20 protein-coding genes are annotated in these 26186 nt (G+C 53.1%); 14 read left to right on the top strand and 6 right to left on the bottom strand.

Going from position 1 to position 26186, the window contains the following annotated elements:
• Positions 1–26: 26 nt before the first annotated feature.
• Together HV229_RS12380 and HV229_RS12375 are read left to right on the top strand one after the other, a co-directional pair.
• Positions 27–1421, top strand: a complete 1395-nt coding sequence (locus tag HV229_RS12380; RefSeq protein WP_196615732.1) for a GntP family permease — start codon at positions 27–29, stop codon at positions 1419–1421.
• A gap of 11 nt (positions 1422–1432) precedes the next feature.
• Positions 1433–2203, top strand: coding sequence for a 3-hydroxybutyrate dehydrogenase (locus HV229_RS12375; RefSeq protein WP_049271553.1), 771 nt, complete (start codon positions 1433–1435; stop codon positions 2201–2203).
• Between the two features lie 47 nt (positions 2204–2250).
• On the opposite strand, the gene HV229_RS12370 is transcribed toward HV229_RS12375, so the two are convergent.
• Positions 2251–2682 carry an OsmC family protein gene (locus HV229_RS12370; RefSeq protein WP_019076792.1) on the bottom strand — a complete coding sequence of 144 codons (432 nt, stop codon included), beginning with the start codon at positions 2680–2682 and terminating at the stop codon, positions 2251–2253.
• A gap of 227 nt (positions 2683–2909) precedes the next feature.
• Here HV229_RS12370 and sra point away from each other — a divergent pair, with 227 nt between their 5' ends.
• From sra to HV229_RS12355, 3 genes are all read left to right on the top strand, one after another.
• A complete protein-coding gene (gene sra / locus HV229_RS12365; RefSeq protein ID WP_006684530.1) occupies positions 2910–3050 on the top strand; it encodes a stationary-phase-induced ribosome-associated protein in 141 nt (46 codons plus the stop codon).
• 179 nt (positions 3051–3229) lie between these two features.
• The gene (maeA, locus tag HV229_RS12360; protein WP_016153104.1) at positions 3230–4927 is read left to right on the top strand and encodes a malate dehydrogenase; all 1698 of its coding nucleotides are present in this window, start codon (positions 3230–3232) and stop codon (positions 4925–4927) included.
• Positions 4928–5236: 309 nt separating this feature from the next.
• Positions 5237–6952 (top strand): ABC-F family ATP-binding cassette domain-containing protein, encoded by a 1716-nt coding sequence (locus HV229_RS12355; RefSeq protein ID WP_080858778.1) that lies wholly within the window; start codon positions 5237–5239, stop codon positions 6950–6952.
• 71 nt (positions 6953–7023) lie between these two features.
• Here the strand turns inward: HV229_RS12355 and HV229_RS12350 are convergent, their stop codons facing one another.
• The 4 genes from HV229_RS12350 to fdnG form a co-directional block, all read right to left on the bottom strand.
• The gene (locus HV229_RS12350) at positions 7024–7623 is read right to left on the bottom strand and encodes an inorganic diphosphatase (protein ID WP_046276368.1); all 600 of its coding nucleotides are present in this window, start codon (positions 7621–7623) and stop codon (positions 7024–7026) included.
• A gap of 129 nt (positions 7624–7752) precedes the next feature.
• The gene (fdnI, locus tag HV229_RS12345) at positions 7753–8409 is read right to left on the bottom strand and encodes a formate dehydrogenase-N subunit gamma (protein WP_016153106.1); all 657 of its coding nucleotides are present in this window, start codon (positions 8407–8409) and stop codon (positions 7753–7755) included.
• Entirely contained in the window at positions 8402–9286 is an 885-nt protein-coding gene (fdnH, locus tag HV229_RS12340) for a formate dehydrogenase N subunit beta (RefSeq protein ID WP_181547675.1), read from the bottom strand. Before fdnH ends, fdnI begins: the two co-directional genes overlap by 8 nt.
• A 13-nt stretch (positions 9287–9299) precedes the next feature.
• Positions 9300–12347 carry a formate dehydrogenase-N subunit alpha gene (gene fdnG / locus HV229_RS12335; RefSeq protein WP_094169740.1) on the bottom strand — a complete coding sequence of 1016 codons (3048 nt, stop codon included), beginning with the start codon at positions 12345–12347 and terminating at the stop codon, positions 9300–9302.
• A gap of 287 nt (positions 12348–12634) precedes the next feature.
• Between fdnG and yddG the strand changes: the two genes are divergently transcribed.
• From yddG to HV229_RS12320, 3 genes are all read left to right on the top strand, one after another.
• Positions 12635–13516 carry an aromatic amino acid efflux DMT transporter YddG gene (gene yddG / locus HV229_RS12330; protein WP_016156546.1) on the top strand — a complete coding sequence of 294 codons (882 nt, stop codon included), beginning with the start codon at positions 12635–12637 and terminating at the stop codon, positions 13514–13516.
• A 459-nt stretch (positions 13517–13975) separates the two neighbouring features.
• On the top strand, positions 13976–15055 hold the full coding sequence (ompD, locus tag HV229_RS12325) for a porin OmpD (protein ID WP_046276367.1): 1080 nt from the start codon (positions 13976–13978) through the stop codon (positions 15053–15055).
• Between the two features lie 143 nt (positions 15056–15198).
• Positions 15199–15579 carry a GFA family protein gene (locus HV229_RS12320; protein ID WP_087121860.1) on the top strand — a complete coding sequence of 127 codons (381 nt, stop codon included), beginning with the start codon at positions 15199–15201 and terminating at the stop codon, positions 15577–15579.
• Here HV229_RS12320 and HV229_RS12315 read toward each other — a convergent pair whose 3' ends face one another.
• Positions 15580–17067 (bottom strand): MFS transporter, encoded by a 1488-nt coding sequence (locus HV229_RS12315; RefSeq protein ID WP_181547673.1) that lies wholly within the window; start codon positions 17065–17067, stop codon positions 15580–15582.
• Between the two features lie 117 nt (positions 17068–17184).
• Here HV229_RS12315 and HV229_RS12310 point away from each other — a divergent pair, with 117 nt between their 5' ends.
• From HV229_RS12310 to narI, 6 genes are all read left to right on the top strand, one after another.
• Positions 17185–17763 carry a TetR family transcriptional regulator gene (locus HV229_RS12310; protein ID WP_016153113.1) on the top strand — a complete coding sequence of 193 codons (579 nt, stop codon included), beginning with the start codon at positions 17185–17187 and terminating at the stop codon, positions 17761–17763.
• Positions 17764–17975: 212 nt separating this feature from the next.
• Positions 17976–19361: a NarK family nitrate/nitrite MFS transporter gene (locus HV229_RS12305; protein WP_047358146.1), complete on the top strand. Its 1386-nt coding sequence runs from the start codon at positions 17976–17978 to the stop codon at positions 19359–19361.
• Between the two features lie 113 nt (positions 19362–19474).
• Positions 19475–23215, top strand: coding sequence for a nitrate reductase subunit alpha (locus HV229_RS12300; protein WP_181547671.1), 3741 nt, complete (start codon positions 19475–19477; stop codon positions 23213–23215).
• Entirely contained in the window at positions 23212–24756 is a 1545-nt protein-coding gene (narH, locus tag HV229_RS12295; RefSeq protein ID WP_019076801.1) for a nitrate reductase subunit beta, read from the top strand. Before HV229_RS12300 ends, narH begins: the two co-directional genes overlap by 4 nt.
• Positions 24756–25451: a nitrate reductase molybdenum cofactor assembly chaperone gene (gene narW / locus HV229_RS12290; RefSeq protein WP_016153117.1), complete on the top strand. Its 696-nt coding sequence runs from the start codon at positions 24756–24758 to the stop codon at positions 25449–25451. Before narH ends, narW begins: the two co-directional genes overlap by 1 nt.
• Positions 25448–26128 (top strand): respiratory nitrate reductase subunit gamma, encoded by a 681-nt coding sequence (gene narI, locus HV229_RS12285; RefSeq protein ID WP_003833047.1) that lies wholly within the window; start codon positions 25448–25450, stop codon positions 26126–26128. The genes narW and narI overlap by 4 nt, the downstream gene beginning before the upstream one ends.
• The last annotated feature ends 58 nt before the right edge of the window (positions 26129–26186 follow it).

Below are 26186 nucleotides of genomic sequence, written 5' to 3'. Positions count from 1 at the left end.
CACTATAACAATGATATTGAGGAGTCATGATGAGTGTATTAATCGCCCTGGCAGCGTTGGGCCTGCTGATGCTGGCAGCCTATCGCGGATATAGCGTCATCCTGTTTGCCCCCATCGCGGCATTAGGTGCTGTATTGCTCACCGAACCCAGCGCCGTCGGCCCTGCCTTCACCGGCCTGTTTATGGAAAAAATGGTCGGTTTTGTGAAGCTTTACTTCCCGGTGTTCTTACTGGGCGCTGTGTTTGGCAAGTTAATCGAGTTATCGGGTTTTTCTCGCTCCATCGTTGCCGCCGCCATCAACATTCTCGGGCGTCGTCACGCCATCCCTGTGATTGTGCTGGTGTGTGCACTGTTGACCTACGGCGGCGTATCGTTGTTCGTGGTGGCATTTGCGGTGTATCCGTTTGCGGCGGAGCTGTTCCGTCAGAGTAATATTCCGAAGCGCCTGATCCCAGCCACCGTTGCGCTGGGCGCGTTTTCCTTCACCATGGACGCTCTGCCAGGCACGCCGCAGATCCAGAACATTATTCCGACCAGCTTCTTTGGAACTAATGCCTGGGCCGCGCCCTGGCTGGGTTTGATCGGCTCTCTGTTTATCATCGTTGTCGGTCTGGTTTATCTCGAGCGCCAGCGTCGTAAAGCGCAGGCAAAGAATGAAGGGTACGGCACTGAACTGTTAAACGAGCCGGAAACGCCGGATAACATTAACCTGCCGAACCCGATAATTGCTATCTCTCCGCTGATCCTGGTTGGCGTTTTTAACCTACTATTTACCCACTGGATCCCGCAATGGTATGGCGCTACGCATCAACTGGAACTTCCGGGCCTTGCCAAACCGATTACCACCGAAGTCGGTAAAATCACCGCTATCTGGGCGGTAGAAGCGGCGCTGATTTCTGGGATCCTGCTGGTGGTGCTCTTCGGCTATCGCAACATTAAAGGTCGCCTGGCGGAAGGAAGCCGAACGGCGGTTGGCGGTGCGATCCTCGCGGCCATGAACACCGCATCAGAATACGGTTTTGGCGCAGTGATCGCCGCCCTGCCAGGTTTCCTCGTGCTGTCAAAAGCGCTGGCGGCCATTCCCGACCCGCTGCTCAATGAGGCTATCAGTATCACTACGCTTGCCGGGATCACCGGTTCAGCGTCTGGCGGGATGAGTATTGCCCTCGCCGCCATGTCTGACACTTTTATTGCCGCCGCCCATGCCGCCAATATTCCCCTCGAGGTCTTCCACCGCGTGGCGTCAATGGCCAGTGGTGGTATGGATACCCTGCCACATAACGGTGCGGTCATTACCCTGCTGGCCATAACCGGTCTTAGCCATCGTCAGGCGTACGGCGGGATATTCGCCATTACCGTAATTAAAAGTCTGGCCGTGCTGTTTGTTATCGGCGTCTTCTACACCACCGGAATTGTTTAAGGAGAATCATCATGAACTTAACGGGAAAAACCGCTCTGGTTACCGGCTCTACCAGCGGCATTGGATTAGGCATCGCACAGGTGCTGGCGCAAGCGGGCGCTACCCTGATCCTTAACGGATTTGGTGATGTGGAAGCCGCCAAAGATGCCATTGCGCAGTATGGCAAAACGCCAGGCTATCATGGCGCGGACCTGAGCGATGAAGCGCAAATTGCCGACATGATGCGCTATGCCGATAGCGAATTTGGCGGGGTGGATATTCTGGTCAACAATGCCGGGATCCAGCATGTTTCACCGGTGGAGACCTTCCCGGTTGATAAATGGAACGCGATTATCGCCATTAACCTCTCTTCTGTCTTTCATACCACGCGCCTGGCGCTTCCCGGCATGCGTGCGCGTAACTGGGGACGCATCATCAATATCGCTTCTGTTCATGGCCTGGTGGCTTCAAAAGAGAAATCCGCCTATGTGGCGGCGAAGCACGGCGTGGTGGGATTAACCAAAACCATTGCGCTGGAGACCGCGCAGACGGGTATCACCTGCAATGCGCTGTGCCCCGGTTGGGTGCTTACGCCGTTGGTCCAGCAGCAAATCGATAAACGTATTGCCGAAGGCGCTGAGCCTGACGCCGCGCGTGACGCCCTGCTGGCGGAAAAACAGCCGTCGCGCGAATTCGTCACGCCGCAACAGTTGGGTGAGCTTGCGCTATTTTTGTGCTCAGACGGGGCGTCGCAGGTGCGTGGTGTGGCGTGGAATATGGATGGCGGCTGGGTGGCACAATAAAGATATCTGGTGCCGGATAAGACCCCGTCGCATCCGGCACACCTTCTTTACGATTTTAACTGATAATCCAGCGTAATTTCCGCGTTCAGTACCTGTGATACCGGGCAGCCGGCTTTTGCTTTCTGGATGATGCCGTCAAACGTGGCGGCATCTATCCCCGGGACGCTCACCTGACTGTGTAGCGCGACTTTGGTGATGGCAAATCCGGCATCCACTTTATCCAGAGAAACATCGGCAGTGGTATCAATGGCATCTGGGGTAAAACCCGCTTCGCCCAGCATGAGCGAAAGCGCCATTGAGAAGCAGGCTGCATGCGCCGCGCCAATCAACTCTTCAGGATTGGTGCCTTTCGCCCCTTCAAATCGGGTATTAAACCCATACGGTTGCTGATTCAACACCCCACTTTCGGTCGACACGGTACCTTTACCGCGCTTAATGTCGCCTTCCCAGTGTGCCTGACCTTTCTTATGGATAGTCATTACCGCTCTCCTGTGTTGTCGTTGGAGTTACAAGTATAGGACGGCTGAGAAAAAGCATGGCACATACTGGATAGTTCTCATTTGCCGCTTAAGCATTGACCTTTCAGCTGAAATGACCGACCATCCAGAAAGCCGCTATTTTCAACATCGGCTTTCTATCAGGTTGTATTTCGTCCGTTCTCATACGGACTCGCCCTTGAAACCAGTAACAGGATTAAGGAGTTAGAATGAAATCGAACCGTCAGGCCCGTCATATTCTCGGACTGGACCACAAAATCTCAAATCAACGCAAAGTCGTGACCGAAGGTGACAAAACCAACGTGGTCAATAATCCTACCGGAAGAAAGCGCCGCGCTGACGGCAAATAGCCTTTCGCACGTCTGACTGAATAACGAGATAAACACCATTGCAACCGCAGTGGTGTTTTTGCTTATAAAACCCCTTAACCCATTCACAATGCTTTATACTTCGGCCGTTTCCCTGGCTGACAGGCCACATACGATCATAAAGAGTGCCAGGGACGGTTATTCAAAAAAGAGTGAGTGACATGGAAAACGAAACTAAAAAACTGCGTTCCCTTTACATCCCCTACGCTGGCCCGGTTCTGCTGGAATTCCCTTTACTGAATAAAGGGAGTGCTTTCAGTGCGGAAGAACGCCGTAACTTCAACCTGCTGGGGTTACTGCCGGAAGTGGTCGAGACGATTGAAGAACAGGCTGAACGCGCCTGGATCCAATATCAGGGATTCAAAACCGAAATCGATAAACATATTTACCTGCGCAACATCCAGGACACCAACGAAACCCTGTTTTACCGGCTAGTGCATAATCACCTTGATGAGATGATGCCAGTTATCTATACCCCAACGGTCGGCGCGGCCTGTGAGCGTTTCTCCGAGATTTATCGTCGCGCGCGCGGCGTGTTTATCTCTTATCAGAACCGCCACAATATGGACGATATCCTGCAAAACGTTCCTAACCACAATATCAAGGTCATCGTTGTCACCGATGGGGAACGTATTTTGGGGCTTGGCGATCAGGGGATCGGCGGGATGGGTATTCCAATCGGTAAACTGTCGCTGTATACCGCGTGTGGTGGGATCAGCCCGGCCTACACCCTGCCGGTGGTACTGGACGTCGGAACCAACAACCAGCAACTGCTCAACGATCCGCTGTATATGGGCTGGCGTAATCCGCGTATCACCGATGATGAATACTACGAATTTGTCGATGAATTCATCCAGGCTGTGAAGCATCGCTGGCCGGACGTGCTGTTGCAGTTTGAAGATTTCGCACAGAAAAACGCCATGCCGCTGTTGACCCGCTATCGCGATGAAATTTGCTCGTTTAACGACGATATTCAGGGTACCGCTGCGGTAACCGTTGGCACGCTGATTGCGGCCAGCCGTGCGGCCGGTAGCCAGTTAAGCGAACAGAACATTGTCTTCCTCGGGGCAGGTTCCGCCGGTTGCGGAATTGCCGAGCAGATCATCGCGCAAATCCAGCGTGAAGGTTTAAGCGAAGAAGCGGCGCGTCAACGCGTGTTTATGGTCGATCGCTTCGGCCTGTTAACCGATAAGATGCCGAACCTGCTCTCTTTCCAGACCAAACTGGTGCAAAAACGCGAAAATCTGCAGCACTGGGATACGCAAGAAGATGTGCTGTCGTTACTCGATGTGGTACGCAACGTTAAGCCGGACATCCTGATTGGTGTTTCCGGACAGACCGGCCTGTTTACCGAAGAGATCATTCGCGAAATGCATAAGCATTGCCCGCGTCCGATCGTCATGCCGCTGTCTAACCCGACTTCCCGCGTAGAAGCCACGCCACAGGATATTATCGCCTGGACCGAGGGTAACGCGCTGGTTGCGACCGGTAGCCCGTTCGCACCGGTACTGTGGAAAGAGAAAATCTATCCCATTGCCCAATGTAACAACGCCTATATCTTCCCGGGTATTGGTCTGGGGGTAATTGCTTCTGGCGCATCCCGTATCACCGATGAAATGCTGATGTCAGCCAGTGAAACGCTGGCGCAGTATTCACCGCTGGTGCTCAACGGCGAAGGACTGGTGTTACCTGAGCTGAAAGATATTCAGACCGTTTCCCGCGCCATCGCGTTTGCCGTCGGTAAAATGGCCCAGCAGCAAGGCGTGGCGGTGAAAACCTCCGCCGAAGCGCTGCAACAGGCGATTGACGATAACTTCTGGCAGGCAGAATACCGCGACTACCGTCGTACCTCTATCTGACGGTTTGCCCGGCGGCACTCTGCTGCCGGGCGCTCAGAACTTGCGCGACTGCGTGACTTACGATTACACTTTCGCTACCGATTAACATTCTGAAAAACAAAAGGAGGATACTTATGCTGTACTGTGAACGTTTTATCGTTTCACATGCTTTTGGCGATCGCCAGTGCTCAAGCGTTATCGGTATCGTGCTGCGATAACTTCGGCTTGAGCGAAGCTAACTTCTAAATCCCCTTCTCTCGGGCTTACCGGGTTATCGTCAGCGATGTTTGACGAGGCATTTTTACGCCTGTAACTCTTGAGTAAGCAACAATGAGCACATTACTAACCGCACAATCCTTACACGTTGATACGGCATTCGGCACGCTATTCGACGATCTTTCCTTTACCCTGAAAAAAGGCGACCGCATCGGGCTTATCGGCTACAACGGCTGCGGCAAAAGCACGCTGTTAAAACTGCTCGACGGCACAATTTCGCCGACCAGTGGGGTTATCGCGCAGGCAAATCACTGCCATCTCGCCCGTGTAGAACAACATCTGCCTGACGAAATACTGCCGCTCACGCTGCAGGAAGCCGTTCTGGCTCAACTGCCCGAGCATGAACGCGCAGGTCAGCAGTGGCGAGTTGAAGCACTGCTCGCCGAAATGGGGTTCACGCCGGAGAATTTATCTCTGACAGCACACACGCTGAGCGGCGGCCAACACACGCGTCTGTTATTGGCGCGGGCGCTGATGCGAAACCCTGACCTGCTGCTGCTGGATGAGCCGGGTAACCACCTGGATCTGCCAACCTTACTGTGGCTGGAACAGTTCTTACAAAACTGGTCTGGCAGTTTTGTGGTGGTATCCCACGACCCGCAGCTGTTAGACGCGGTGACTCACGGAACCTGGATCCTGCGCGATCGAACACTCCATGCCTTCGATCTGCCCTGTAGCGCAGCGCGTCAGGCTCTGGCAGAAAGAGACATCAGCGATGCTCTGCGCCATAAGGCTGAGCAAAAAGAGATAGACCGGGTGACCGCCAGCGCCAAACGGCTGGCTACCTGGGGGCGGGTCTACGACAACGAAGATCTTTCCCGCAAGGCCAAGCAGATGGAAAAGCAGGTACAGCGCCTGAAAGAGGTACAGACTGAAGTGACGTCAGGAAGTCAGTGGACACTAACATTGCAGGGAGATGCCCTGCGTGCGGATCGTTTGCTGGAGATGACTAATCTGTCCGTAGCCCCTGCTCCCGACGCCGATACGCTGTTTTCCATTGCCGGTCTCCGGTTAAAAAGCGGCGATCGCGTGGCGATTGTCGGGCGCAACGGTTGCGGGAAATCATCGTTGTTAAGGCTTATCTGGCAACAGTTTCACTCACAACTGGCATCACCTTCACTGGTGTTGCACCCGCGCGTTACGTTGGGGTATTACGACCAGACGCTGCACCAACTCGCAGATAACGATTCGTTATTTGACGCGCTGGAGCCGTTTGCTCCGCAGCCTGATATCCGCAAAATGGCGCTGATTAGCGCGGGTTTTCCGTGGGTTCGTCACGCGCAGCGGATCAGTTCCCTAAGCGGCGGTGAGCGCTCCCGGCTGCTGTTTGTTGGGCTAACGCTTGCGCGCTACAGCCTGCTGATGCTCGATGAACCGACCAACCATCTGGATCTGGAAGGTAAAGAGGCGTTAGCAGAAACGCTGCAAAGCTATAACGGCGGCGTGTTGTTGGTCAGTCACGACCGTCAGCTTATTAGCCAAAGCTGTAACCGGTTTTGGTTGATCGACAAGGGCGAACTCAGTGAATGGCACGATCTGGACGCGGTCAATGCGCGTATTCGGGAAACATCCTCGGAGATAACCGTTCCAAAAACGGTGGTCGATGCAAGAGCCGAAATAAGCGGTGACAGCGATGGATTGCTGGAACAACTTCTTGAGCTGGAGCAGCGTCTGGCTGACGATCTTGCCCGCAAGCCGAAACATCAAAAGCCGTTGTTACAGGCGCAATGGCGTGAGGAGATTGAGCGCCTGAACTCACAACTGGAGTAAACCGTATTGCCGGATGGCAGGCCTACATCAGCAAAATGCGCGTGTAGGCCCGTCATCCGGCTTATCTTTTGTTATTGCGGTTTTTTCTCTTTCCAGGCATCCCAGGCCTGCTTGATCTCTTGCTTTGCCGTAGCGGCGTCATTGAAACCGTTTAATTCGACCTTCTTGCGCCCTTCCGGCAGATCTTTGTATACGCGGAAGAAAGATTCCAGACGTTGAACTTCAATCTTGGGCAGGTCGCTTAACTCTTTGATGTTGTCATAAGTGGGGTCAATTTTGCTGGCCGGAACGGCGACAATTTTATCGTCCTTTTCACCGCCGTCGATCATCTTCAGTACGCCTATAGCCCGCAGCTTAATCAACGTTCCCGGGGCCAGCGGCGCACGGGTATAAAAGATAACATCCAGCGGATCGCCGTCACCGGCTAAAGACTGGGTTAGTGAACCGTAGTTGGCGGGATAGGCAACCGGCATTGACTGGAAGCGATCGGCCACGATAAAACCGGTTTTGGCGTCGGTTTCATATTTAATCATTCCACCTGCCGGGATTTCGGTTACGGCATAAAACTCTTCCGGGTTATTTTCCGGCTGAGGAAATTCGAGGATGTTCTGCGCCTGAGCGGACGCACAAAGAAACACGCTGACTGCGAGTAATTTTTTCACCAGATGCATTGTCTTTTAACTCTTCTATTATTGGAAAGACAATACCTTACGTTCAGCAGATGACAAAAACATGACATTTTTTTGGCAAAAAAATGGCGCTACTGGTGTAGCGCCATTACGATCAGGGCACGTCAGGAGTTAGTTAACCCCTTCCTCGCTCTCTTTTTTCGCTTCTTGTCGTTCAACTTCGCGATACCAGCGTGGGTGATGTTTCTTCGCCCAGCGGCGGCTCACTTTCCCTTCGACCATGCCTTTAATCGATCCTTTCACCCAGAATGCCATATACATGTGGATGAGGATGGCGTGCATCAGGATAATCCCCGCAGCCGCATGGATAAGCAGGCTATAGCGCACGACCTGCATCGGGAAGAACTGCGCAAAGTACGGACGCCAGATAATGATGCCGGTGATCAGCAGCACGAAAATCATGCTCATGATCGACCAGAACATCATTTTCTGCCCGGCATTGTACTTACCCACGTCCGCCACTTTGTGTTCATTGCCTTTCAGCACTTCCACAATGTTTTTCAGCCACGGGATATCTTTTTTATCCGGGATGTTGTGGTGAACAAAGCGTACAAACATGAACATCAGCGCCACGAAGATCAGCAGTCCGAAGAACGGGTGCAAAATGCGCCCCATCTGCGGCGTACCGAAGGTCTGCGTCAGCCATTGCAGAGTCGGGAAGAAAAACGAAATCCCCGACAACGCCACCAGGAAGAAGCAGATCACCACCGTCCAGTGACAGGCGCGGTCGATAAACTTCGTGCGCACAATCATTTTCGACTTACTCATGATGATCCTCCTCGTCGTCGTCCACTTCCTTATTCGGACCGATACCAATGTAGTGGTAAATCAGTCCGGCGAAGGTGGCGATAAATCCGGCAGCGGCCAGCGGTTTTAGCGCCCCTTTCCACAGATTGATAGAGGTATCGATCTGCGGTTCTTTCGGCAGGCCGTGATACAGCTCCGGCTGGTTGGCATGATGCAGAACGTACATCACGTGCGTACCACCCACACCTTCCGGGTTGTAGACACCGGCATGTTCATAACCGCGTGCTTTCAGTTTTGCCACACGTTGTTCGCCCATTTCCAGCATTTCCTGCTTGGTACCGAAATGGATTGCCCCGGTCGGACAGGTCTTCACGCAGGCAGGTTCCTGCCCGACGCTGACGCGGTCCACACACAGCGTACATTTATACACGCGGTTATCCTCTTTATTGAGGCGCGGAATATTAAATGGACACCCGGCAATACAATAGCCGCAGCCAATGCAGTGCTCTGACTGAAAATCAACAATCCCGTTGGCATACTGGATGATAGCCCCGGCAGACGGGCATGCCTTCAGGCAGCCCGGATCTTCACAGTGCATACAGCCGTCTTTACGAATCAACCACTCGAGCTTGCCGTTCTGTTGGGTTTCGGTAAACCGCATCACCGTCCAGGACTTGGCGCTAAGATCGGCAGGGTTGTCATACACCCCGACGCAGTGGCCGACTTCATCGCGGATATCATTCCACTCTGAACATGCCACCTGACAGGCCTTACAGCCTATACAGGTGGAAACATCGATCAGCTTTGCGACCTCAGCTTTGTAATCACGGGCCTGAGGCGGCGGCGTGATGGCGTTTGTTGCGGACCGTTTGATGATGTCCTGCGTTTCCATAGACATATGTTCGCCTCCCTTACGCCTTCTCGATGTTAACTAAAAACGCTTTGTATTCCGGCGTTTGCGAGTTTGCATCACCGACATTCGGCGTCAGGGTGTTGGCGATATAGCCTTTACGCGCGACTCCTTCAAAGCCCCAGTGGATCGGGATCCCAACCGTTTCAACCTGCTGACCGTTGACGTGCAGAGTGCGCAGACGACGGGTAACCACGGCAACTGCGCGAATAAATCCACGCTTGCTGCTGACTTTGACGTGATCGCCGTTGGAGATCCCCTTCGCTGCCGCCAGCGTTTCGCTGATTTCCACAAACTGCTCTGGCTGGGCAATCGCATTCAGCAATGCGTGCTTGGTCCAGGTATGGAAATGTTCGGTCAGACGATAGGTCGTCCCGACGTACGGGAAGTCCTGTTTCGTGCCCATGCGTAACTTATCCGCTTCGTACAGACGCGCTGCCGGGTTGGAGATCACGTTCGGATGCAGCGGGTTCGTACCCAGCGGCGTTTCCATCGGCTCGTAGTGTTCCGGGAACGGACCTTCCGCCATCTTATCGATAGCGAACAGACGACCCAGCCCTTCCGGCTGCATAATAAACGGATTGGTGCCACTGCCCGGTGCTGCGGTGTTGAAGTCCGGGATATCGTTCCCCGTCCACTTCGTGCCGTTCCACTGGATCAGCATGCGTTTTGGATCCCATGGCTTACCTTGCGGGTCCGCCGAAGCGCGGTTATACAACACGCGACGGTTTAACGGCCATGCCCAGGCCCAGCCCAGCGTATTACCAAGACCTGACGGGTCGGCGTTATCGCGATTGGCCATCTGGTTGCCCTGCTCGGTCCAGCTACCGGTATAAATCCAGCAGGACGATGACGTAGATCCATCATCGCGCAGAAGCGCAAAGCTGCTGAGTAACTGGCCTTTCTTCGCAACCAGCACACCGTTGGCATCATAGAGGTCTTCCAGCGCATAGCCGTTGTTCTCTTTTGCCACTTCCTCGGAGTGCGGTTCGTCCGGCTGCTTATAGTTCCAGCTCATTTTCAGCACGGGTTCTACGGCTTTACCGCCTTCAGTGCGATACATGTCGCGCAGACGGTGATAAATACCGGCCAGAATTTCGCCGTCGTTGCGGGCTTCACCCGGGGCATCCTGACCTTTCCAGTGCCACTGCAGCCAGCGACCGGAGTTGGCGATGGAGCCGTCCTCTTCCGCAAAGCAGGTGGATGGCAAACGGAAGACTTCGGTCTGAATAGAAGCCGGATCAACGTCGTTTGATTCACCGTGGTTCTGCCAGAACGTAGAGGTTTCAGTCACCAGCGGATCGATAATCACCAGATACTTCAGTTTGCTCAGGCACTGCACCACTTTGTTTTTGTCCGGGAAGGACGCGACCGGGTTAAAGCCCTGACAGATGTAGCCGGTCACTTTCCCGCTATCCATCATGTTGAAGTATTTGATGACGTCGTAGGACTGATCCCACTTCGGCAGCCACTCAAAGCCCCAGTCGTTTTCTTTCTGCGCCGCATTGCCGTAGAAAGATTTCATCAGGCTGACGAAGAATTTCGGGTAGTTGCCCCAGTAGTTCACCTGATCGGCCAACGTCGCTTTTGGCGTGTTAGCGGCCAGATAGGTTTGCAGATCGGCCTGTTTCTCTGACGGCAGCGTCAGGTAGCCTGGCAGACTGGTAGAGAGCAGCCCTAAGTCGGTTAAACCCTGAATGTTGGAGTGACCGCGTAAAGCGTTGACCCCGCCACCTGCCATCCCCATGTTGCCGAGCAGCAACTGGATCATCGCCATGGTACGGATGTTCTGCGCCCCGACGGTATGCTGTGTCCAGCCCAGCGCATACAGGAATGTGGTGGTGCGATCCGCTGCGCTGGTGGAAGCCAGCACTTCGCAGACTTTCAGGAAGTCTTCTTTTGGCGTACCGCAGATGTTTTCCACCACATCCGGCGTGTAGCGGGAAACGTGCTGTTTTAGCAGATTCCAGACACAGCGGGGATGGCTTAACGTTTCATCGCGTTTCGCGTAGCCGTTTTCATCGAACTGGTAGTTCCAGGACGATTTATCGTATTGGCGTTTTTTCGCGTCGTAACCGCTGAACAGACCGTCTTCAAAAGCAAAATCGTCCCGCACCAGCAGGCTGGCGTTGGTGTAATGCTTAACGTATTCAGCGTTGATTTTGTTGTTTTCAATCAGATACAGCAAGACGCCGGACAGGAACGTAATGTCCGTGCCGGAACGAATTGGCGCGTAAATATCCGCTACCGAGGCTGTACGTGTAAAACGGGGGTCAACAACAATTAGCGTGGCATCATTGTTGTTTTTAGCTTCCATCGCCCAGCGGAATCCCACCGGATGTGCTTCAGCGGCGTTACCGCCCATCACCATCACGACGTTGGCGTTTTTAATATCAACCCAGTGGTTGGTCATCGCACCGCGACCAAATGTTGGAGCAAGACTTGCTACCGTTGGTCCATGTCAGACGCGCGCCTGGTTGTCTACTGCCAGCATGCCGAGTGAGCGCACAAATTTTTGCGTCAGCATGCCGGTTTCATTACTTGCCGCAGATGCGCACAGCATCCCGGTAGAAAGCCAGCGGTTTACCGTTACGCCCTGCTCATTCTTCTCAATAAAGTTGGCGTCGCGGTCAGTTTTCATCAGCTTCGCGATACGGGTGAAAGCCTCATCCCAGCTGATACGCTGCCATTTGTCGGAGCCTGGAGCGCGATATTCCGGGTAACGCAGACGGTTTTCACTGTGCACGTAATCCAGTAATCCTGCGCCCTTAGGGCATAATGCCCCACGGCTCACCGGATGATCCGGATCCCCTTCAATATGGTAAATCGACTCTTTGGCGTTTTTTGCTCCATCTCCCAGGCTATACATTAATAGCCCGCAACCTACGGAACAGTATGTGCAGGTGTTTCGGATCTCTTTGGCGCGCAACAGCTTATAGTTTCGCGCCTGAGCCAGTGCCATTTTGGGTGCAAAACCCAGAGCGGCTACTGTTGTTCCCGCCATACCGCCCGCGCAGATTTTAAAAAATTGTCTGCGGCTGACGTCCATTGCTTTCCTCTTTTTTGCAGGGATTCGTACAGGAAATCTCTCAAATTGCGCCAGCACGGCATGATTGAAAGATGACATGTACAACTTCGCGACGAAACTATCAGCTATATCCATATTTTTTTTGCGTCAAATCAATAACGAAACGGTTCCGCTACTAAATAGTGCACTTCGCTTAACCTTTGTACCCATAAGGGAGTAGACAAAAGGGAATTAATTAGCGCGCTACGGTGTAAAGGTGCTATACATTTCAGCTTAATTTTTGCCAGTACCATGGACAGACAACCAGCATGACAAAACAAAAAGCAACGTTAATTGGGCTTATTGCCATCGTGCTCTGGAGCACGATGGTCGGGCTTATTCGTGGGGTAAGCGAAGGACTGGGGCCGGCAGGCGGCGCGGCGATGATTTTTACATTAAGCGGCCTGTTGCTGATATTTACCGTCGGATTCCCAAATATCAGAAAAATTCCTGTGCGATATTTAATCGCCGGTAGCGTGCTTTTTGTTAGCTATGAAATATGCTTAGCGCTGGCCCTCGGCTATGCCGCTACTCGTCACCAGGCTATTGAAGTGGGTATGGTCAATTATCTCTGGCCAAGTCTGACAATATTATTCGCCATCTTATTTAATGGCCAAAAAACAACCTGGTTGGTGATTCCCGGATTAATCATCGCATTGACCGGGGTTTGTTGGGTGTTGGGGGGCGAAAACGGCCTCAATCCTGGAGAAATTATCAGTAATGTTGCCAGCAGCCCGCTTAGCTATTTCCTCGCCTTTCTCGGCGCTTTTATCTGGGCAACGTATTGCACGGTGACCAATAAATATGCAAAAGGTTTTAACGGCATCACCGTGTTCGTTTTACTAACGGCGGCAAGTTTGTGGGTTTACTATTTTATTACGCCTCAACCGGAAATGGTTTTCAGCACTTCGGTGACGATTAAAATGTTCACTGCAGCATTAACGTTAGGATTTGCCTATGCCGCGTGGAATATTGGCATTTTGCATGGCAACGTGACCGTTATGGCCGTCGGGTCTTATTTTACTCCAGTGCTCTCCTCTGCGCTGGCGGCGGTGTTGCTCAGCGCCCCGCTGTCACTATCCTTCTGGCAAGGAGCGCTGATGGTCTGCGCGGGGTCTCTGCTTTGCTGGCTGGCAACGCGGCGTGCCTGAAAAAAAGTCGGGTTTTATCACAAACAAATAAAATCCGGCTATACTTTAGACAATTTAATGAATAATAATTGTTCATTCCACTGCGGTTTATGTTTATATTTTTTTAATTAAATGTTAAATACATGGAAATTAATTAACGCCCGAAAGTATTACTCGGTCATCTATATCTCTTCACATGTATATATTACACCTGCGAAACTAACGCCATTTAAATCATAGCCTGCACAATAGTTCCCCATGTAAATATACCCATTCCGATCTGTCACATATTAAGATTAATACAATCAGCTATATTATGTAGATCTAGATCACACAACTTCAAATATTTCGCAATATTATGAAACTTATTATTGAACTTATACCACTGCGTCATTTAAAAATGGTTTGCCATTGACGAACCCCTTCGTTTAGCAATGGTTTAGGAAACACACCAAGAAATAATTATAAGGATTATTTAGAATGAAACTTAAATTAGTTGCAGTGGCAGTGACTAGCCTGTTGGCGGCAGGTGCGGTAAACGCAGCTGAGGTATATAACAAAGACGGTAACAAACTGGACCTGTACGGTAAAGTTCACGCTCAGCACTACTTCTCTAACGATACCAGCAGCGATGGCGACAAAACTTACGCGCGTCTGGGCTTCAAAGGCGAAACTCAGATCAACGACCAACTGGTTGGTTTTGGTCAGTGGGAATATGAATTTAAAGGCAACCGTTCTGAAAATCAGGGTTCCGACAAAGATAAAACCCGTCTGGCATTCGCTGGTCTGAAATTCGCTGAATACGGTTCTTTTGACTACGGTCGTAACTACGGCGTAGCTTACGACATCGGCGCATGGACCGACGTTCTGCCAGAGTTCGGTGGCGATACCTGGACCCAGACTGACGTCTTCATGACTGGCCGTACTACTGGCGTTGCAACCTACCGTAACACCGACTTCTTCGGTCTGGTTGAAGGTCTGAACTTTGCTGCTCAGTACCAGGGCAAAAACGACCGTAACGACGTTCAGGAAGCTAACGGCGACGGCTTTGGTCTGTCTACTACCTATGAGTACGAAGGCTTCGGCGTAGGTGCAACCTATGCGAAATCTGACCGTACCGACGAGCAGAACAACCATAACAGCATCTTCAAAGCTAACGGCGCAAACGCTGAAGTATGGGCTGCTGGCCTGAAATACGATGCGAACAACATCTACCTGGCAACCACCTACTCCGAAACTCGCAACATGACCACCTATGGCTCTAAAGTTGCTGGTATCGCTGAGAAAGCACAGAACTTTGAAGCTGTTGCTCAGTACCAGTTCGACTTCGGTCTGCGTCCGTCCGTTGCTTACCTGAAATCCAAAGGTAAAGACATTGCAGTCTTCGGCGACCAGGATCTGGTTGAATACGTAGACCTGGGCGCGACCTACTACTTCAACAAAAACATGTCCACCTTCGTTGATTACAAAATCAACCTGCTGGATGCCAACAACTTCACAAGAGCTGCCGGTGTAAGCACTGACAACATCGTTGCTGTTGGTCTGAACTACCAGTTCTAATTTTGTTGTAGTCTGAATACAAAGCCAGTCCTTCCAGGGCTGGCTTTTTCTCTTAATGTAGACTCGGTCATAAGGAGTATGCCGTGCAGACATTCACTGGTCGTTGTCTTTGCGGGCAGAGTCATTTTACCGTCGACGTCGAAATGCTGGATGTCTATGCCTGTCATTGTACGCTGTGCCAGAAGTGGTCAGGTGGCATCGCTATGTATCTGGAAGCCAGCGCTCAGCCGCTGATGTCGCCAGATTCAGCAGAACCTTCGCACTTCCCTTCTTCAAATCGTGGTGAACGTTTCTTCTGTTCCGGTTGCGGGTGCCCGCTGTGGTTTACCCTAACGGGTAGCGATCGTTATTTTGTGCCGTGGACGCTGCTGGAGCTGAATGAGGTGGATCGCCGCCGCCTGGTTTTAGCGGCAGAGATCTATACGGAAACACAGCCTGCGTTCTGGAGGCTGACGGGGCAATACGCTCGACTGAGTGGGAAAGAAGTCGAAGAGATGGATTACCCCTGTCATTTAGCCCATTAGTTATTGACGCTGTACCTTTGCCAGACTGAACCACATTCCTACCGCTAATACGATAAGCATGCTGCCGGCGCTGCTTAAGGCCACGCTGTGCGACCAGGTAAAGGCTTCTTTAGCAGCCGACAGCAACGCCTCACTCAGCGACGACGGGAGCGAGTGCGCCAGTTGCACCGCCTCACCCATTGACGATGAGGCTCGTTCTATCTCCTGTGGATTAAGTCCGACAGGCGGCAGAATCGAGGCTGAAAAGCTGCGGCTCAACAACAAACCAAAGATAGCGATCCCAAGCCCGGCCCCCAGTTCATAAGCCATTGTCTCAATGGCGCCCGCGGCTGCGGCTTTTTCTGCCGGGGCTGCCGCCATGATAGCCGCCGTTGAGGCCAGCAGCGCACTGGCGGCGCTGAAACCGAGCAAAGCCATTAATATCCAGGCTTGAATCTGCTGAGTACTGAAATCTGTCATCGCCAGGCCGTAAAAACTGACGGCGCTAAGCGCCATACCCGCCGTTGCCACACAACGTAATCCCAGGCGTGACACCAGTATACCGGCAATGGGGCCGCTGAAGCCGCTTGCCAGCATCACCGGCAGCATAAACAGTCCCGCCTGATACGGTGTTAAACCATGAACAAACTGTAGCTCCTGAGCCATCAGTAACTCGAAACCCACCAGAGTTATCATGGCGGTCATCGCCATCACAACGCCGCTTAAGATGACGCGATGCGTGAACAGCCGCATATCTATCATCGGGCGGGAAGCGGCAAGCTGGATGCGGACAAACTGCCACAACAGTAACGCGCCGGTTAACAGCGTCAACGCAATGGCAGCGGTCGCCGTATGCCCTTTCAGCGCGGTTTTAGCGCTGTAAACCAGCAGCAGAATGGCGACAATCAGCATTATCGCATGACCGAAATTTAACGACTGATCGCGACGTCCGGCCTGGCGCGGCACTAAACGTGCGGTTAAGGCCATCACCACCAGGACAATCGGTACATTAATTAAGAATACGGATCCCCAGTAGAAGTGCTCCAGCAGCATTCCACCAACCAGTGGGCCAAATGCCGCACCGCCGGAACCCACGGCAGCCCAGACACCGAGCGCCATATTGCGATGCCGTTGCTCAGCGAATGTGGCGCGAATGCCCGCAAGCGTTGCCGGAACAATCATCGCCGCCCCAATCGCCAATACGGCCCGGGTGGCAATTAGCCAACCCGCGCTGTGGGCAAAGGCAGCGGCCAGCGATGCGAGACCAAATAATCCGCCCCCTAACAGCAGCAGACGTTTAAAGCCAATACGATCGCCCAGCGCGCCCATTGGCAATACCATTCCGGCCATTACCAGAGAATAAATATCAATGATCCACAGCAGCTCGTTACCACTGGCACCCAGCGTCATACTCAGCGTGGGCGCGGCAACGTGCAGCACCGTTGCATCAATCGCAACAGGGATGTAGACCAGTACAATAATGACTAACGTTAACCACTGACGAAACATAAAACTCCCTAACGAAACTGAAACTGGACACGTGTCCAGCTTTAGCGATCCTACGGAAATTTGAACGCATGTCCAACTTTTTGTTAGACTGCGTGCTATACGGGTACAGGAGGAAAGATGAGCTATCTGAATCGGGACGAACGTCGGGAAGTTATTCTGCAAGCGGCCATGCGTGTCGCGCTTGAGGAAGGATTTACTGCTATGACGGTGCGGCGTATTGCCACGGAAGCTCAGGTGTCCACCGGGCAGGTACACCATCACTTTACCTCTGCGGGTGAGTTAAAATCCCTCGCGTTTGTGCAACTGATACGGACCCTTCTGGATGCCGAACAGGTCAGTGATAACGCCAGCTTCCGCGAACGACTGCATGCTATGTTGGGCAGCGAAGATGGCGGGTTCGAACCCTACATTAAACTGTGGCGCGAAGCGCAGGTCCTAGCGGATAAAGATCCGGAAATCAAAAGCGCCTACCTGCTAACCATGCGGATGTGGCATGAAGAAACCGCCGCTATCATCACTCAAGGACAGAGTGCAGGTGAATTCTCAGCAATACCGGATGCGGCCGAGGTGGCCTGGCGCTTAATCGCATTGGTTTGCGGCCTGGATGGCATCTATGTCTTAGGCATTGAGGAAATGGCCGACCCTGCATTCGAACGCCATTTGGATCGTATGATTACGTTAGAGTTAGTTAATTGATGTTATAGATGAATTAATAATACATCTTTTAATTTTACAATTGGTAACACTTAAGCAACATGTAATTCCCTCATCACGCCGCGTTATTGCGCTTTTTTATCTATTCTTTCAGTCAATATTCCCAAAACTTTTCAATAGTTTCTAAAAAGAACTCGCGCGGCGCTGTGTGCGTTTATTTCTTTTTCATGAACGGCATGGGCATGGAGAATAATATGTCAGCATCAAATGAGAAAAATAATCGTTATCTTTTAACTGACTGGAAACCGGAGAACCCCGCCTTTTGGGAAAACAAAGGTAAGCATATTGCACGCAGAAACCTCTGGATATCAGTAAGTTGTCTGTTGCTGGCGTTCTGCGTCTGGATGTTGTTCAGCGCCGTGGCAGTCAATCTGAATAAAATTGGGTTTAATTTCACCACTGACCAACTGTTTTTATTAACGGCATTGCCTTCTCTTTCTGGCGCAATATTACGCGTTCCCTACTCCTTTATGGTACCTATATTTGGTGGGCGCCGGTGGACCATTTTTAGCACGATTATTCTGGTTATTCCCTGCGTCTGGCTCGGTTTTGCCGTGCAAAATAACGCTACTCCGTTTGGCGTATTTATTATCATTGCGCTGATGTGTGGTTTTGCTGGCGCAAACTTTGCCTCCAGCATGGGTAATATCAGCTTTTTCTTCCCCAAAGCGAAACAAGGCAGCGCATTAGGCGTTAACGGTGGTCTCGGCAACCTTGGCGTCAGCGTGATGCAGTTGATCGCGCCGCTGGTGATCTTTCTGCCTATCTTTACCTTTTTGGGCGTACAGGGCGTACCGCAAGCCGACGGCTCGTTATTGTCGCTGGCCAATGCCGCATGGATTTGGGTTCCGTTACTGCTGATAGCCACCTTAGCAGCAGGCATGGGAATGAACGATATTGCCAGTTCGAAGGCCTCAATTGCTTCCCAGTTGCCGGTCCTCAAACGTTTTCATCTGTGGTTATTAAGCCTGCTGTATCTCGCCACCTTCGGTTCATTTATCGGCTTTTCGGCAGGCTTTGCCATGCTGGCGAAAACTCAGTTCCCGGACGTGAATATCCTGCAACTGGCGTTCTTCGGCCCCTTCATCGGCGCTCTTGCGCGATCGGCAGGCGGCGTGATCTCTGACAAATTCGGCGGTGTGCGCGTCACGTTAATTAACTTCATCTTTATGGCGCTGTTTAGCGCCCTGCTGTTCCTCACCCTGCCAGGGTCAGGCGAAGGAAACTTTGTCGCCTTCTACCTGGTGTTTATGGGCTTGTTCCTGACTGCGGGTCTGGGAAGCGGCTCAACCTTCCAGATGATCGCGGTGATCTTTCGCAAAATCACCATATACCGGGTCAAGCTGCACGGTGGTACTGAAGAACAGGCCCAACGTGAGGCGGTAACCGATACCGCTGCCGCCCTGGGATTCATCTCTGCTATTGGCGCTGTGGGGGGCTTTTTCATCCCCAAAGCGTTTGGTTCATCGCTGGCGCTGACCGGCTCTCCGGTGGGCGCAATGAAAATATTCCTCGTGTTTTACATCGTCTGCGTGCTGGTGACCTGGCTGGTCTATGGCCGTAAATCACAAAAAAAATAACAAAATGGATACCGCAGGATCGGACAGTTCGATAGGCCGGATAAGGCGTTAACCGCCATCCGGCCTACCGTTCGATTCACCGTCGGCAATATTCTCAAAGCAGGAGTTATGTCATGAGTAAACTGTTCGATCGCTTTCGCTACTTTAAACAAAAGGGCGATACGTTTGCCGATGGGCACGGGCAAGTGATGCACACCAACCGGGACTGGGAAGACAGCTATCGTCAGCGCTGGCAGTTCGACAAAATTGTGCGTTCTACCCACGGCGTTAACTGTACCGGCTCATGCAGTTGGAAAATCTACGTCAAAAACGGACTGGTGACCTGGGAAACGCAGCAAACCGACTACCCGCGTACCCGCCCTGACCTGCCAAATCATGAACCCCGTGGCTGCCCGCGCGGTGCCAGCTACTCCTGGTATCTTTACAGCGCCAACCGTCTGAAATATCCCCTGGTGCGTAAACGTCTGATCGAACTGTGGCGCGACGCCCTGTCCCGCCAGCCCGATCCGGTGCTGGCCTGGGAATCCATTATGAACGACCCGCAAAAATGCCAGAGCTACAAACAGGTACGCGGGCGCGGTGGTTTTATCCGTTCCAACTGGAAAGAGCTTAATCAGCTCATTGCTGCCGCCAACGTCTGGACGGTGAATACCTATGGCCCGGATCGCGTGGCCGGGTTCTCCCCGATCCCTGCTATGTCGATGGTCTCCTATGCCGCAGGCACACGTTATCTTTCGCTACTGGGCGGAACCTGCCTGAGCTTCTATGACTGGTACTGCGATTTACCGCCTGCATCACCGATGACCTGGGGCGAACAGACCGATGTTCCAGAATCCGCCGACTGGTATAACTCCAGCTACATCATCGCCTGGGGGTCAAACGTGCCGCAGACCCGTACCCCGGATGCGCACTTTTTTACTGAAGTACGCTACAAAGGCACCAAGACGATTGCCATTACGCCGGATTACTCGGAAGTCGCCAAACTGTGCGACCAGTGGCTGGCCCCCAAGCAAGGGACAGACAGCGCGTTGGCGATGGCGATGGGCCACGTGATTCTGAAAGAATTCCACCTCGACAATCCAAGCGATTACTTCATCAATTACTGTCGTCGCTATACCGATATGCCGATGCTGGTTTTGCTGGATGCCCGGGAAGATGGCAGCTACGTGCCAGGGCGCATGATGCGCGCCTCAGACCTTGTCGATGGTCTGGGCGAAAGTAACAATCCGGAGTGGAAAACCGTGGCCTTTAACACTGCTGGCGAACTGGTGGTCCCGAACGGGTCTATCGGTTTTCGCTGGGGCGAGAAAGGTAAATGGAACCTGGAGCCACTGGCGGCTGGCGCTGAAACAGAACTTTCCCTCTCGCTGCTCGGTCAGCATGATGAAGTGACCGGCGTGGCATTCCCCTACTTCGGCGGCAACGAAAACCCGCATTTTCGCAGCGTGAAACAGGAACCCGTGCTGATTCGTCAACTGCCGGTAAAACATCTTACCCTCGCCGATGGCAGCCGTTGCCCGGTGGTAAGCGTCTATGATCTGGTGCTGGCGAATTACGGCCTCGACCGTGGTCTGGATGACGCTCATAGCGCGCAAGATTACGGCGAAGTAAAAGCCTACACCCCGGCCTGGGGAGAGCAAATTACCGGTGTACCTCGTCGTCATATCGAACAAATCGCCCGTGAGTTTGCCGATACGGCACACAAAACGCATGGCCGTTCGATGATTATCCTCGGGGCTGGCGTCAACCACTGGTATCACATGGATATGAACTACCGTGGAATGATTAACATCCTCGTGTTCTGCGGTTGTGTGGGACAAAGCGGCGGCGGCTGGGCGCACTATGTGGGTCAGGAGAAACTGCGTCCGCAAACTGGTTGGTTGCCGCTGGCCTTTGCGCTGGACTGGAACCGCCCACCGCGTCAGATGAACAGCACCTCGTTTTTCTACAATCACTCCAGCCAGTGGCGTTATGAAAAACTCACCGCTCAGGAACTCCTCTCTCCGCTAGCCGACGCGTCGAAGTTTAGCGGACATTTGATCGACTTTAACGTGCGTGCAGAAAGAATGGGCTGGCTGCCGTCCGCGCCGCAGCTCAACCTCAACCCTCTGACCGTCAAAGCAAAGGCAGAACAAGCGGGAGTGTCGCCTGCGCAATACACTGCACAGGCGCTGAAATCGGGTGAAATTCGTTTTGCCTGCGAGCAGCCGGATAGTGGTAACAACCATCCGCGTAATCTCTTCGTCTGGCGCTCTAACCTGCTCGGCTCCTCCGGTAAAGGGCATGAATACATGCTCAAGTATCTGCTGGGTACCGAAAGCGGGATCCAGGGGGAAGCGCTCGGTTCAAGCGAAGGTATTAAACCTGAAGAGGTGGAATGGCAGTCCGCGGCGATAGAGGGCAAGCTTGATCTGCTGGTAACGCTCGATTTCCGTATGTCGAGTACCTGCCTGTTCTCCGATGTCGTTTTGCCGACCGCCACCTGGTATGAAAAAGACGATATGAACACCTCGGATATGCATCCGTTTATTCACCCGCTGTCGGCGGCGGTCGATCCTGCGTGGGAATCGAAGAGCGACTGGGAAATTTATAAAGGCATCGCCAAAGTCTTCTCTGAGGTTTGCGTCGGGCACCTTGGGCAAGAAACGGATGTGGTATTACAACCACTGCAACACGACTCCCCGGCAGAGCTGGCGCAGCCGTTTGACATTCAGGACTGGCGTAAAGGCGAATGCGATCTGCTCCCGGGGAAAACGGCGCCCAATATTGCCGTCGTGGAACGTGACTATCCCGCCACCTACGAACGCTTCACTTCGCTCGGTCCGCTAATGGACAAGCTCGGTAACGGCGGGAAAGGTATTACGTGGAATACCCAAGCGGAGGTCGATTTCCTCGGCAAGCTGAACTACACCAAACGCGAAGGTCCGGCGAAAGGCCGACCACTGATAGACACCGCGCTGGATGCGTCTGAGGTGATCCTCGCCCTGGCACCGGAAACGAACGGTCAGGTGGCGGTGAAAGCCTGGGAAGCGCTGGGAGCGATGACCGGACGCGACCATACGCATCTGGCGTTGAACAAAGAAGACGAGAAAATCCGTTTTCGCGATATTCAGGCGCAGCCGCGCAAAATCATCTCCAGCCCCACCTGGTCCGGGCTGGAAAGTGAACATGTCTCCTATAACGCAGGCTATACCAACGTCCACGAGCTGATCCCGTGGCGCACCCTGTCCGGTCGCCAACAGTTGTACCAGGATCACGCGTGGATGCGAGCCTTTGGTGAAAGTCTGGTGGCATATCGTCCGCCTATCGATACCCGAAGCGTCAGCAATATGCGCGAAGTTCCGCCTAACGGCTTCCCGGAAAAAGCGCTCAACTTCCTGACTCCGCATCAGAAATGGGGGATCCATTCTACCTACAGCGAAAACCTGCTGATGCTGACGCTGTCGCGCGGCGGCCCCATTGTCTGGATCAGTGAGACCGATGCTAAAGAGCTGGGCATTGAGGATAACGACTGGATTGAAGCCTTTAACGCCAACGGCGCGCTCACCGCGCGGGCTGTGGTGAGTCAGCGCGTGCCGCCGGGAATGACCATGATGTATCACGCTCAGGAGCGAATCATGAATATCCCTGGCTCGGAAGTCACCGGTATGCGCGGCGGGATCCATAACTCAGTCACCCGCGTCTGCCCGAAACCCACGCACATGATCGGCGGCTATGCGCAACTGGCATACAGCTTCAACTATTACGGCACGGTCGGCTCTAACCGCGATGAGTTCATCATGATTAGAAAAATGAAAAATATTAACTGGCTGGATGATGAAGGTTGCGATCAGGTACAGGAGGCGAAAAAATGAAAATACGCTCACAGGTAGGCATGGTTCTTAATCTGGATAAGTGCATCGGCTGCCACACCTGCTCCGTCACCTGTAAAAACGTCTGGACCGGACGTGAAGGGATGGAATATGCGTGGTTTAACAACGTTGAGACCAAGCCAGGCATTGGCTATCCGAAAAACTGGGAAGATCAGGAAGAGTGGCAAGGCGGCTGGATTCGCGATGTTAACGGGAAGATAAGGCCGCGCCTGGGCGGCAAGATGGGCGTTATCACCAAAATTTTTGCTAACCCGGTGATCCCGCAAATCGATGATTATTACGAACCTTTTACCTACGATTATCAGCATCTGCATAGCGCGCCGGAAAGCAAGAATCAGCCCACCGCACGTCCGCGCTCGCTGATAGATGGCAAACGGATGGACAAGATTATCTGGGGTCCTAACTGGGAAGAGTTGCTCGGCGGTGAGTTCTCAAAACGTGCCCGCGACCGTAACTTTGAGAAAATGCAAAAGGAGATGTACGGGCAATTCGAAAACACCTTCATGATGTATTTACCGCGCTTGTGCGAACACTGCCTGAACCCAAGCTGTGTCGCCACCTGCCCGAGCGGTGCCATCTATAAGCGTGAAGAAGACGGTATCGTGTTGATCGACCAGGATAAATGTCGCGGCTGGCGCTTGTGCATCAGCGGTTGTCCGTACAAAAAAATCTACTTTAACTGGAAGAGCGGTAAATCAGAGAAGTGCATTTTCTGCTACCCGCGTATTGAATCCGGCCAGCCGACGGTATGTTCGGAAACCTGCGTGGGACGCATCCGCTATCTTGGCGTATTGCTGTATGACGCCGACCGCATCGAAGAAGCAGCCAGCACCGAGCATGAGACCGATCTCTACGAGCGTCAGTGCGATGTGTTCCTCAATCCACACGACCCGGCGGTCATTGAAGAGGCGTTAAAACAAGGTATTCCACACAACGTCATCGAAGCGGCCCAACGTTCGCCCGTTTACAAGATGGCGATGGACTGGAAGCTGGCGCTGCCGCTGCACCCGGAATACCGCACTCTGCCGATGGTCTGGTATGTACCGCCGTTGTCGCCGATTCAGTCGGTCGCTGACGCGGGGGGACTGCCGCACAATGGCAACATTCTGCCAGCGGTTGAATCACTGCGAATTCCGGTTCAGTACCTTGCCAACATGCTTAGCGCGGGCGATACCGGTCCGGTGCTGCGCGCGCTAAAACGAATGATGGCCATGCGCCATTATATGCGTTCGCAAACCGTAGAAGGCGTTACGGACACCCGCGCGATTGAAGAAGTGGGTCTGACCGTTGAGCAGGTTGAAGAGATGTATCGCTATCTGGCCATCGCCAACTATGAAGACCGCTTCGTGATCCCGACCAGCCACCGTGAAATGGCGCGTGATGCGTTCCCGGAGAAAAACGGTTGCGGATTTACCTTTGGCGACGGCTGCCATGGTTCAGATACCAAATTCAACCTGTTTAACAGCAGTCGTATTGACGCCATCGACATCACCGAAGTGCGCGATAAAGCGGAGGGTGAATAATGCAAATCCTGAAGGTTATCGGCCTGCTGATGGAATATCCCGACGAGTTGCTGTGGGAGTGTAAAGACGAGGCACTGGCGCTTGTGGCCAGCGATGCCCCAATGCTTACCGAATTTAGCCAGGGGCTGCTCAATGCGCCATTACTGGATAAACAAGCCGAATGGTGTGAGATATTTGACCGGGGCCGGGCCACCTCTCTGCTGCTGTTTGAGCACGTGCACGCCGAGTCTCGCGATCGGGGCCAGGCGATGGTTGATCTGTTGGCGCAGTACGAAAAGGTCGGACTGCAGCTCGACTGCCGCGAACTGCCGGATCATCTGCCACTGTATCTGGAGTACTTAAGCGTGTTGCCGGAAGCGGAGGCCAAAGAAGGATTGCAGAACGTCGCACCGATTCTGGCGCTGCTGGGGGGGCGTTTGAAACAGCGTGATACGCCGTGGTATCAACTGTTTGACGCCCTGCTATTGCTTGCCGGAAGCCCTCTTTCAAGTGACAGTGTCACTAAACAGGTTGGCACGGAAACCCGCGACGATACCCGACAGGCGCTGGATGCCGTCTGGGAAGAGGAACAGGTGAAGTTTATCGAGGATAACGCCACCGCTTGTGACAGTTCACCGTTACAAAACTATCAACGACGCTTTAGCCAGGACGTGGCACCTCAGTATGTCGACGTCAGCGCGGGAGGCCCGAAATGATACAGTACCTGAACGTCTTTTTTTACGATATCTACCCGTACCTCTGTGGCACGGTGTTTATCCTCGGCAGTTGGCTACGCTATGACTACGGGCAATACACCTGGCGAGCCTCTTCCAGCCAGATGCTGGACAAACGCGGCATGGTGTTATGGTCAAACCTGTTCCACATCGGCATTCTGGGGATCTTTTTCGGGCACCTGTTTGGCATGTTAACCCCGCACTGGATGTATGCCTGGTTCCTGCCGATTGCGGTGAAGCAGCAGATGGCGATGATCGCCGGTGGGCTCTGTGGCGTGCTGACGCTGGTCGGTGGCGCTGGCTTGCTGGTACGTCGTTTGACCAATCCGCGCATTCGTGCAACCTCCTCCACTGCCGATATCCTGATCCTCTGCGTTCTGCTGATTCAGTGTATCCTCGGCTTAACCACCATCCCATTCTCTGCGCAGCATCCCGACGGCAGTGAAATGCTGAAACTGGTAGGTTGGGCGCAGTCGGTGGTGACCTTCCAGGGCGGCGCGTCTGCGCATCTGGATGGCGTGGCGTTGATTTTCCGTGTGCATCTGGTTCTGGGGATGACTATCTTCCTGCTGTTCCCGTTCACACGCCTGGTTCACGTGTGGAGTGCGCCGTTTGAGTACTTTACCCGCCGCTATCAAATAGTGCGTTCACGCCGATAAATCCGCATTGAAATGTCGGGTGACGACACGCCTTATCCGGCCTACAACCAGGCACCGT

The organism is Citrobacter sp. RHBSTW-00524 (assembly GCF_013747755.1).
Classification (GTDB): Bacteria; Pseudomonadota; Gammaproteobacteria; order Enterobacterales; family Enterobacteriaceae; genus Citrobacter; species Citrobacter braakii.
This window is presented reverse-complemented; position numbering and strand designations above follow the sequence as displayed.

Excerpts from the sequence above, each read along its gene's own strand:
- HV229_RS12310 (WP_016153113.1), top strand. The coding sequence starts at position 17,185 with ATGAGCTATCTGAATCGGGACGAACGTCGGGAAGTTATTCTGCAAGCG.
- fdnI (WP_016153106.1), bottom strand. The coding sequence starts at position 8,409 with ATGAGTAAGTCGAAAATGATTGTGCGCACGAAGTTTATCGACCGCGCC.
- yddG (WP_016156546.1), top strand. The coding sequence starts at position 12,635 with ATGACAAAACAAAAAGCAACGTTAATTGGGCTTATTGCCATCGTGCTC.
- HV229_RS12355 (WP_080858778.1), top strand. The coding sequence starts at position 5,237 with ATGAGCACATTACTAACCGCACAATCCTTACACGTTGATACGGCATTC.
- HV229_RS12320 (WP_087121860.1), top strand. The coding sequence starts at position 15,199 with ATGCTGGATGTCTATGCCTGTCATTGTACGCTGTGCCAGAAGTGGTCA.
- narI (WP_003833047.1), top strand. The coding sequence starts at position 25,448 with ATGATACAGTACCTGAACGTCTTTTTTTACGATATCTACCCGTACCTC.
- HV229_RS12315 (WP_181547673.1), bottom strand. The coding sequence starts at position 17,067 with ATGTTTCGTCAGTGGTTAACGTTAGTCATTATTGTACTGGTCTACATC.
- HV229_RS12380 (WP_196615732.1), top strand. The coding sequence starts at position 27 with ATGATGAGTGTATTAATCGCCCTGGCAGCGTTGGGCCTGCTGATGCTG.
- HV229_RS12300 (WP_181547671.1), top strand. The coding sequence starts at position 19,475 with ATGAGTAAACTGTTCGATCGCTTTCGCTACTTTAAACAAAAGGGCGAT.
- HV229_RS12305 (WP_047358146.1), top strand. The coding sequence starts at position 17,976 with ATGTCAGCATCAAATGAGAAAAATAATCGTTATCTTTTAACTGACTGG.
- sra (WP_006684530.1), top strand. The coding sequence starts at position 2,910 with ATGAAATCGAACCGTCAGGCCCGTCATATTCTCGGACTGGACCACAAA.
- narW (WP_016153117.1), top strand. The coding sequence starts at position 24,756 with ATGCAAATCCTGAAGGTTATCGGCCTGCTGATGGAATATCCCGACGAG.
- HV229_RS12375 (WP_049271553.1), top strand. The coding sequence starts at position 1,433 with ATGAACTTAACGGGAAAAACCGCTCTGGTTACCGGCTCTACCAGCGGC.
- ompD (WP_046276367.1), top strand. The coding sequence starts at position 13,976 with ATGAAACTTAAATTAGTTGCAGTGGCAGTGACTAGCCTGTTGGCGGCA.
- HV229_RS12350 (WP_046276368.1), bottom strand. The coding sequence starts at position 7,623 with ATGCATCTGGTGAAAAAATTACTCGCAGTCAGCGTGTTTCTTTGTGCG.
- HV229_RS12370 (WP_019076792.1), bottom strand. The coding sequence starts at position 2,682 with ATGACTATCCATAAGAAAGGTCAGGCACACTGGGAAGGCGACATTAAG.
- fdnH (WP_181547675.1), bottom strand. The coding sequence starts at position 9,286 with ATGTCTATGGAAACGCAGGACATCATCAAACGGTCCGCAACAAACGCC.
- narH (WP_019076801.1), top strand. The coding sequence starts at position 23,212 with ATGAAAATACGCTCACAGGTAGGCATGGTTCTTAATCTGGATAAGTGC.
- maeA (WP_016153104.1), top strand. The coding sequence starts at position 3,230 with ATGGAAAACGAAACTAAAAAACTGCGTTCCCTTTACATCCCCTACGCT.